At 39.4% G+C, this 8,758-nt stretch carries 8 protein-coding genes; 6 read left to right on the top strand and 2 right to left on the bottom strand.

What is annotated here, in order from left to right:
• Positions 1-54: 54 nt before the first annotated feature.
• Positions 55-279 (bottom strand): MetQ/NlpA family ABC transporter substrate-binding protein, encoded by a 225-nt coding sequence (locus ABRT01_RS17745; protein ID WP_269412624.1) that lies wholly within the window; start codon positions 277-279, stop codon positions 55-57.
• A gap of 89 nt (positions 280-368) precedes the next feature.
• Positions 369-1,463, bottom strand: a complete 1,095-nt coding sequence (locus ABRT01_RS17740) for an Rpn family recombination-promoting nuclease/putative transposase (protein ID WP_367749041.1) — start codon at positions 1,461-1,463, stop codon at positions 369-371.
• Positions 1,464-2,098: 635 nt separating this feature from the next.
• Between ABRT01_RS17740 and spoIID the strand changes: the two genes are divergently transcribed.
• The 6 genes from spoIID to mreB all read left to right on the top strand — a co-directional run bounded on the left by spoIID (position 2,099) and on the right by mreB (position 8,383).
• Positions 2,099-3,283, top strand: a complete 1,185-nt coding sequence (spoIID, locus tag ABRT01_RS17735) for a stage II sporulation protein D (RefSeq protein WP_269410460.1) — start codon at positions 2,099-2,101, stop codon at positions 3,281-3,283.
• Between the two features lie 291 nt (positions 3,284-3,574).
• Positions 3,575-4,579 carry a stage II sporulation protein SpoIIQ gene (gene spoIIQ / locus ABRT01_RS17730; RefSeq protein WP_269410459.1) on the top strand — a complete coding sequence of 335 codons (1,005 nt, stop codon included), beginning with the start codon at positions 3,575-3,577 and terminating at the stop codon, positions 4,577-4,579.
• Positions 4,580-4,824: 245 nt separating this feature from the next.
• A complete protein-coding gene (locus tag ABRT01_RS17725; RefSeq protein ID WP_269410458.1) occupies positions 4,825-5,862 on the top strand; it encodes an AimR family lysis-lysogeny pheromone receptor in 1,038 nt (345 codons plus the stop codon).
• A 90-nt stretch (positions 5,863-5,952) separates the two neighbouring features.
• Entirely contained in the window at positions 5,953-6,078 is a 126-nt protein-coding gene (locus tag ABRT01_RS17720) for a hypothetical protein (protein WP_269410457.1), read from the top strand.
• Between the two features lie 491 nt (positions 6,079-6,569).
• Positions 6,570-6,851, top strand: a complete 282-nt coding sequence (gene spoIIID / locus ABRT01_RS17715; RefSeq protein WP_269410456.1) for a sporulation transcriptional regulator SpoIIID — start codon at positions 6,570-6,572, stop codon at positions 6,849-6,851.
• A 530-nt stretch (positions 6,852-7,381) separates the two neighbouring features.
• Complete coding sequence (mreB, locus tag ABRT01_RS17710) at positions 7,382-8,383, top strand: rod shape-determining protein (RefSeq protein ID WP_269410455.1); 1,002 nt, start codon at positions 7,382-7,384, stop codon at positions 8,381-8,383.
• Positions 8,384-8,758: the final 375 nt, after the last annotated feature.

Below are 8,758 nucleotides of genomic sequence, written 5' to 3'. Positions count from 1 at the left end.
TGAAACAAACATTCTTCTTGGTAACAGAGAAGAGGTCTTTGATTAATTTTAGGCTTAATTTCGGTTAGGTTTAAATAAACAAAGGAGTGCGGAATCAGATCCTTCCCGGAAAATCGTATCTTCAGCTGGAGACAGGCCGGCATCGATTGCAAAATTGGTGTTGATCGCTGCTGCATCAAGTTCACCTAGCTGTCGGGGAATTTGCGCCGGGTCAAGCTCCACGAATTCATAGTTATTCTTATTTTCAGCTATATCTTTGATGGTAGCATCTTCTTGCATCTGAAGCAAGCCGGCTTTTCAAACAGCATTAATGCGCGCCCGCTATTGTTGGGGTTATAGCAGCAAATCAGTAGGGAAAACAAAAGACATTATTCTTTTAAACCCTTACTTATTTCAACAATTTTATCCCAGGAAAGATTAGTAGCCTCCGCAATAAATTTAATATCCATTCCTTTGTCCAAGAGTTTCCGGGCAGTTTCCTCGAGTCTTTGCTCCGCCCGTTGATTTTTCCGTTCGGTCTCTTGTGCTTTTCGATTGATTTCTTCCTCCTTTAGTTCAACCTCTTGCTCCTTTAGTTCAACCTCTTGCTCTTTTTGCTCAACTTCCTGTTTCAGTTGTGTTAATTTCTTTTGATTTTCGGCTGCTTTTTTCTCCAATTCTTCCAGCTCTTGCTTCCTATTCTCCCGATCCTCTTGATCCAAAATCACTTTTAGTCTGGATTCATACGCTAACCGTTGCTCCTGTGTCATACTTAATTCTTCCCAATTGTGAAAAGCATCTCTCAGTGTTTTGTCGTTCACAGCAATCGCCTCCAGTTCATGGTAAATTTCATCGTAGACTTTTTTGTTACGTTGATCCACCATTCCCAACATCAAAAGCCACCTTGCCAACAAATCACTCCAAGGGTTGAGTTCGTTGTTTTTCCACGTCTTGATTAATTTGCCCATTTCAATAAAATGGATTTCCATTACATCTGTCAACTGGAATACATCCTTGTCTTCGTACAAATGGTATGTCTTATGGAAATGCTTCGTTTGTGAGAACAAATCAAAATTCAAGATATTGATCGTTATGACAGGGCGTAATTCTTTATAATCCATACTCTTTTGCTGCGATAGTGTATATAACCTTGACCAATAGAACAATGAACGCTTAATCATGTTGTGTTCATTCGTAAATTGAACCTCTACATTAATCTGTTCATTATCATCTGTAACTACTATCAAATCCAGTCTCGATTGCTTATCTTCTTCATATTCACCACCAATTTCGATGTCTGTAAACGAAATATCCTTAATCGGCTTTCGTCCTGTTTTTTGTAAAATAGCATTTAAGAAAACGACGGTAATTGTTTTATTCTTTTCATTTCCAAAAAGTTGCTTAAAGGCGTAGTCTACCTTTAAATCCATTAGTCTTTCCAGTGCTATGCGTTTGAGTAACTCCGGGCGGGTGTTTTTATGCATTTTCTTGTTTTTCTTTGCGTAGTCATTAGGGTTTTCTCTTACGATAAGTGGTGCATTAGCAGGTTGTTTATGTGGAACTCGGATAATTGCCAGAGGAAACACATCCTTTATGTTTTATGGGTACTTAACCAAGGAGTTTATCTAAAGATAGTATAGCATATTTCGTGAGTGCAAACAAGCGTTCCTTTTATGAAATCTTTAAAAAAGAGAGCATTATCTTTTACGGCAATACCCCACTGGGTAATACTAAGATACATGTTTTTAAAGTTGGACAGCATGTACCTCTATCCGCTTATTTTCTTAGTGATCTGGAGGTGTCCCTATATTTCAAGATAAAATTTTCGGTTCTATTGCTTTGGAAATATGTATAAGTTTAGTAGTGGGGATACTAGAGTGCGTGTTCAAAAGGAGGATAAAAAGACCGAGAAGTTCTAGGCGGCGTAGCTTTGAGCACCGGAGTGTACATAAAAGGTACATGAGGAGCGGAAAAGCAAGCCAACGACGAAATTCGAAGTGTCATTTTTACCGGACTTTTTGAACATCCTCTAGAATGTACTTCTCGGAATGTCATCACGATAACAGGAATAGTTACAGTCAAAAAGCAGCATATTAATTCTCATACGAGGAGGCGGCAGATGAATAATCGCAAATACCATTACAAAACAAATCCAATGCCAAAAGCGTGGGAAAAGAAGAAACCGAAATTTCCTTCCAAGCGGATGTCGCATTTTTCCAGGATCAAGCAGGGAAAACCAAACAAATTAGGCAAACCAATTCCGGGAAAATCTTCTACCTGGAAGGTTCCGGGAATCGTTTTTCTAGCCAGCTTAGTTGTTATTATCCTGATTATCCCTACCTTAATTGCATTACCTGATCAAGATCATGACCAGGCCCATATAAGCACGAAAAAGGCTGAAAAAAAATCGGAAAATCCTTCTTCAGATAATCAAAAACCAGTTGAATTGACTGCAGGGGATTCTCCTTTTTCTGTTGAAGTGATGCGGGCGAGTTCGAATAAGGTAGAAGATGTACCCCTAGAAACATATGTATCGAGAGTGGTAGCTTCGGAAATGCCTGTTGATTTTGAAATGGAAGCATTAAAAGCGCAGTCGCTCGCTGCCCGGACCTATGTGGTCGACCTGCTGCTGAATCAAGATAAAAAAGATGAACCTGCTATCACCGATACGACAGATAATCAGGTATACAGCAATGATGCAGAACTCCAGAAGAAGTGGGGGAAAGATTATGATAAGAATATGCAAAAGATAAACAAGGCAGTTGCCGCCACAAAGGGAGAAATCCTGACGTACGATAATAATCCAATTTTTCCGGCGTTCTTTTCAACAAGTAATGGCTATACGGAAAACTCGGAGGATTATTGGGAAAATAAGCTACCTTATTTACGCAGCGTGAAAAGTCCGTGGGATAAGGATTCACCGAAGTTTTTGGATCAACAGGTGGTCGCCGTAGATAAGGCCGAACAAGAACTTGGTGTACAAATTCCGGGTGATTTGGAGGCAGATGTATCGAGAACAGATGGAAACCGTGTCGGTACATTAACCATTGATGGAAAAACATTTACAGGAAAAGAAATTCGGGAAAAATTCAATTTGCGCTCCAGCGACTTTTCCATCAAACATAAAAATGGTCATTTAATATTTACCACCAAAGGGTTTGGTCATGGCATTGGTATGAGTCAATATGGGGCAAACGGGATGGCTAAGGCTGGAAAAGATTATAAGGATATTGTTAAACACTATTATAAAGGAGTTAAAATTAGTGAAGTAACCGAAACAGCCCCAACACTGGTAGCAAAATAAATAGGATCGCTTATTGATAGAATGGGTAAGCCATATATTCATATAACCTCCCCTGACATATGCCGTTTGTCAGGCTGGGAGGTTATTTTTTTAAAATGACGCAGAAATGTTCATACTGTATGAAAGAAATCCCTTTTCGCTAGCTAAAACCCCTGATAAAACCATAGATTCGTCATTAAACTTCTTAGTTTCTCTGATATTTCGTAAAAAATGCATAATATCGCAAATTTTTTTGCAAAGCATGTATAGTTTTTCTTTTTTCTGATCAGAATGGTTGTTGAGGTGATGATCATGAAAGAAGAAAACAATGCTCCAAAAAATAAATGGAGCCGCATTTTTCGTAAGAAGTGGTTCTTTCCAGCATTATACCTGGTAATTGCTGCTATTCTCCTTACAGCAGTTATATGGTATCAAAATCTGGATAACCAAGTTAAAGAGTCGGATGATAGTCAGGTTGAGGATTACGCTGATGGTTCTTATGACCAGGAAGCCAAGCCAGTAGCAAACCAGCAAGAACAGATCAAAATGCCTGTTAAAGCAGATCAAGCAGAAATCGTAACTAAATTTTTCGATTACAACGCGGATGATAAGGATCAGGAGGAAGCCTTAGTCCATTACAATAACCGATACTATCAAAGTACTGGTATCGATATTGCATCCCCGGACACTGAAAAATTCGATGTTACAGCTGCACTAAGTGGTACTGTTAAAGAGGTAAAAGAAGATCCACTCTTGGGTAACGTTGTCGAATTATCTCATCAAAAAGGCGTCACAACGTACTATGCAAGCCTTGGAGAAGTAAATGTTAAAGCAAACGACAAGGTGAAGCAAGGTGATGTTATCGGGACAGGTGGCAAAAATCTATTTAATAAGGACAAAGAAGTACACGTCCACTTTGAGTTGAGAAAAGATGAAAAAGCGCTCAACCCGGAAGAATTCTTTAATCAGCCAGTAAGCAAGCTTGACAGTGTAAAAACTGATGAAGCAAGTGCAGAGGAATCAAAATCCAAAGAAGATTCAAAAGCGGATGACGCCAACAAGGAAGATGAGTCAGTGACTACTGGTGATGATGAAAATCAATCAGATTCCGATGCAACGGATGAATCCGATGATAACAGCAATGCAGATGATTCCGATCAATCCGGTTCAGATGAAAATAGTGATGGAGCAGATGCAGATAAGGAGAACCCGGATCAAACAACTCCAGACGAGAACAAGGATTCTGAATCAGATGAACAAGATGGAACTTCTAACGGAGATGCATCCAAATCAGCGAATACATCCAAAAATGCATAACTTGAATGAACCTGTACCCTAGTAAATGTTGCTAGGGTTTATTTTTTTTGATCAGACATGGAGTTGCCAAATATTTACAATTGTTAAAAGTGCGAAAATTGTCGAACGATTATGCTTTTCATTTGACGAAATTATGTTATTATGAAAATAGATGTCACATATTGCTAGTGTTTGACGAAATGTGTCGCGATAATTAATTAACTTGAATCCAAGCACTTAGTACGCAGAAGAAGGGAGAGCCCAGAGTGAAGTACTCCAAGACTGGCATGGCAGCAAACTCTCTATCATCCATTCCCGATGAAAACAAATTATCGTTGGGGCAGGTCCAGCTCATGTTGTTTCGGGAACATAACAATGAGACTGCCTTACAATTAATGCGGCAATTTTGTTTGCAATCGACATCCGATGAAATTAAGAAAAAAGGAATGGAGTTTCTATATACAAACGGCTATATAAATGATCTACAATTACTGGTCAATAAAAATCGGGAATCCAGCAATGCTTCCAACCGGGAATGGGCAGAAATATATCAGCTGGTTGTGAATCGAAAACGACAATCTGGTCAGTACTCACGAGCATTAGCGGAGCATCTATCCTTTTATAAGACGGATGACCCCGAGTTGCAATGTGTCATTGAACTGCTGAAATTAGCCTGTCATTTTGATCTGCGGGAATTTGGCAAGTTTGGGAATTTCCTTGATAAGCTGTCCGATTTGTTTGATGCGGTAGAAGATGTTCAGTTGTTATTTTATTTTAATTTAAGACTCTATCAAAACTTGTTTATTTATTATTGGACAAGAAACGAGTTAATTATGGCCAGGAAGTATGCATTTCGGGTACTCAATGAAACAACCAATAATCAAACAATCGTAAACATGCATATCAACTTGGGACTCACGTACACATTCGATACTTATTTCCAAGGTATGTATCATTTGAATAAAGCTTCAAAATTAGCAGAGAAATATCATTATCAAGATAGTCTTCGTGCTATACACCAGCAAAACATACCATTCTTGTCGGCACATTTTAAACAGGTGGATGGTATTGTAAGCGATGACAAAAGTGAGCAAGCCCATATTGAAATAGCAAAAGGCAATTATGACCAAGCAATTAAACTTTTAAATGAAGTGCCAATAGACAGCCCCTTTAAACTGTATTATTTGGGAGCTGCCAAACAAGATAAAAATATACTGCTTCAATCATACAATCAATTCATTGAAAAAAGAAGTGATTATTTCTTCTCCAGACTGCCACTAAATGATTTGGCGGACATGAAATGAAGTGATGTGAGTGGGGTACTTACCCTGCTTTTACCATAATTTTTCCACATCTTATGCTTGTAACGAAAAATGAAGAAGGGAGGGATTTACATGAAAAAGGTACGTTTACTTGCTCTTGCGGTTGTCATGTCATTCGGAATTGTGTTGACTGCAGGAATGGGCGCTCATTCCGGAGATGTGATTGCACATGACCCAGGGTATGGTGATATTGATTAACGAGTAGTTATCTTTTGTAATTGGTTGCTCCTTCATGTGGTGAATTACGGCAAGAGACCTATCTCTGCGTTAAGTATTTTACGTTTCCACATACTGCTTTTCAGTAGCTGTAATTCACCACTAACAAAAATACTGTTTGTCCCCTTCCATGAAACGCGTAATTTTAATCATAATCCACGAAGAGCAATAATAAAATGTTACAAACCAAGCAATCAAATGATGTCTGAGGTGAGAGCTTGTGTAGCATGTCAAACCAATTTGTCAACCACTAATACATACATTCCTTCTAAACTCGAGTTCATTTTCATATATATCGATAATAGACCAGCATACCATTTTCAGGATAGCTATGTCCTGTGTTTTTTGAATATTGGGATTTTAAGAGACATCGCTCACAATCAAACATTTCTAGTTGATACGTAGTCTAATTTCTTGACCACCTTGTCTCAGATACACACCTCGGAAACAGACAACTTAGGGAGGCGAACGGTGTGCACGATTACATCAAGGAAAGGACTATCAGGATAGGGAAATATGTCGTTGAGACGAGGAAAACTGTCCGTATGATAGCAAAGGAATTTGGTGTATCCAAAAGTACAGTTCACAAAGATTTAACGGAAAGACTGCCAGAAATACATCCGGAACTAGCAAATCAGGTAAAAGATATACTCGAATACCATAAATCCATCCGCCATCTTCGCGGAGGTGAGGCAACCAGAAAGAAGTATAAAGATGAACCGGAAAGTGCAACAACCATTGAACCGGTTGGATGAGCAGGATGACCGCTAAGGGGGTGATGATCGCAAATTAAAATGAAAATTATTTTCACCTGATACCGGAAAATCCAATGAACGTGTGGATTTTCCGGTATTTGTTGTTTGCTCCCGGGGGTGTATATCGATCGACTTTCATCAGTTCTCGATCAACTTTTTGTCCGGACCGATCGACTTTTATGCATTCTCGATCAACTTTCATGAGCATACGATCAACTTTCACGTGTGCACGATCGATATTGTTCCTGAACCGATCAATTTTTTCCTTATGATGTGCATTTTTACGGCAGTCCTAAACTCTTCCCATTTTCTGGGTAAATCTTCCTAACTATTTTCTGTTTTGGGGCAGTTTATTCATGTAATCTATGTTAAAATATAAAATTAGCAGCATTATGTCCTCTGACTGATGCCATAGTAATAAAGGTTGTTCAAAAAGTCGGCAAATGATGAGCAGTGAATCTCTTCGCTGGCTTGCTTCTCATTCGGCAACTTTGTGAACACGGATTTAAAAGCAAGGAGGATCTTGACTCATGTTATCCAGGGATATTGGAATTGATCTTGGGACAGCCAATGTTTTAATTCATTTAAAGGGGAAGGGGATTGTCTTGGATGAACCTTCTGTTGTTGCTATGAATCGTAATACTGGTCGTGTGCTGGAAGTAGGCGAGGCTGCACGCAGAATGGTTGGACGTACACCGGGAAATATTGAAGCTACCCGCCCGTTGAAAGATGGGGTTATTGCGGATTTTGATGTGACGGAAGCAATGTTAAAACATTTTATTGATAGAATTAATGTGAAAGGATTTTTGGCAAAACCTCGTATGCTGATTTGCTGCCCTACGAATATTACCAAGGTCGAGCAAAAGGCGATAAGGGAAGCAGCGGAAAAATCCGGCGGTAAAAAGGTGTATTTGGAAGAGGAGCCAAAGGTCGCAGCGATTGGGGCCGGCATGGAAATTTTTCAACCGAGTGGCAATATGGTTGTTGATATTGGTGGCGGTACAACCGATATTGCAATCCTGTCAATGGGTGATATTGTTACGGCGAAATCGATTAAAATGGCTGGTGATAAATTTGATGGGGAAATACTTCAATACATAAAGAAAAAATATAAATTGTTAATTGGAGAACGTACCGCGGAGGAAATTAAAATTAATGTAGCGACCATTTTCAAGGACTCGCGCAAAGAGGAAATGGATATTCGCGGACGTGACATGGTAACCGGTTTGCCAAAGACGATTACCGTTTATTCTGATGAAATCGAAGGCGCACTCCGTGAATCGGCAAATCTAATTACCCAAGCTGCCAAATCTATCCTGGAACAAACACCACCAGAATTGTCCGCTGACATTATCGACCGTGGTGTCATTCTAACAGGAGGAGGGGCATTAATTCACGGTATTGACCAATTATTGGCAGAGGAATTAAAGGTTCCTGTATTTATTTCCGAAGAACCAAAGAATTGCGTTGCCAAAGGGACAGGGGCTATGCTGGAAAACATTGATAAAATTGAACGCCGGAAAATTGTTTGATGTGCCATGATCGTACGGGAAATCCGATTCATCCTGACGAAATAGATATGACAGTTACGGAAACCGGGAAAATTCAATTGGACAATCATTTTATCTTCGCCCAATCGAAGGCGAGAATATGGTTATGTTGACGACAAAGGATGGGTATCCGGTCATTGGGAAAACTGGACCGAGTTAACCAACTCAGGTAATTTGTTTCCAAAAACTTTGGTCAGCGCTGGAACGGAAATAGTAAGCTAGTACTTTTTGACTTGTTGACAAAAAGGTACAAAAATCACTATAGTAGTTTTATATACTTTTAAGTGCGTGTTCAAAAGGAGGATAAAAAGGACCGAGAAGTTCTAGGCGGCGTAGCTTTGAGCACCGGAGTGTACA

It is taken from the genome of Lentibacillus sp. L22 (assembly GCF_040812445.1).
GTDB lineage: Bacteria > Bacillota > Bacilli > Bacillales > Amphibacillaceae > Lentibacillus_C > Lentibacillus_C daqui.
The sequence above is the reverse complement of the archived record's forward strand: the minus strand, read 5'-3'. Positions and strand labels throughout refer to the sequence as shown.

What these genes read in the sequence shown, in the direction of transcription:
- spoIIQ (WP_269410459.1), top strand. Translation starts at nt 3,575, where the DNA reads ATGAAAGAAGAAAACAATGCTCCAAAAAATAAATGGAGCCGCATTTTT.
- ABRT01_RS17740 (WP_367749041.1), bottom strand. Translation starts at nt 1,463, where the DNA reads ATGCATAAAAACACCCGCCCGGAGTTACTCAAACGCATAGCACTGGAA.
- ABRT01_RS17745 (WP_269412624.1), bottom strand. Translation starts at nt 279, where the DNA reads ATGCAAGAAGATGCTACCATCAAAGATATAGCTGAAAATAAGAATAAC.
- mreB (WP_269410455.1), top strand. Translation starts at nt 7,382, where the DNA reads ATGTTATCCAGGGATATTGGAATTGATCTTGGGACAGCCAATGTTTTA.
- ABRT01_RS17720 (WP_269410457.1), top strand. Translation starts at nt 5,953, where the DNA reads ATGAAAAAGGTACGTTTACTTGCTCTTGCGGTTGTCATGTCATTCGGA.
- spoIID (WP_269410460.1), top strand. Translation starts at nt 2,099, where the DNA reads ATGAATAATCGCAAATACCATTACAAAACAAATCCAATGCCAAAAGCG.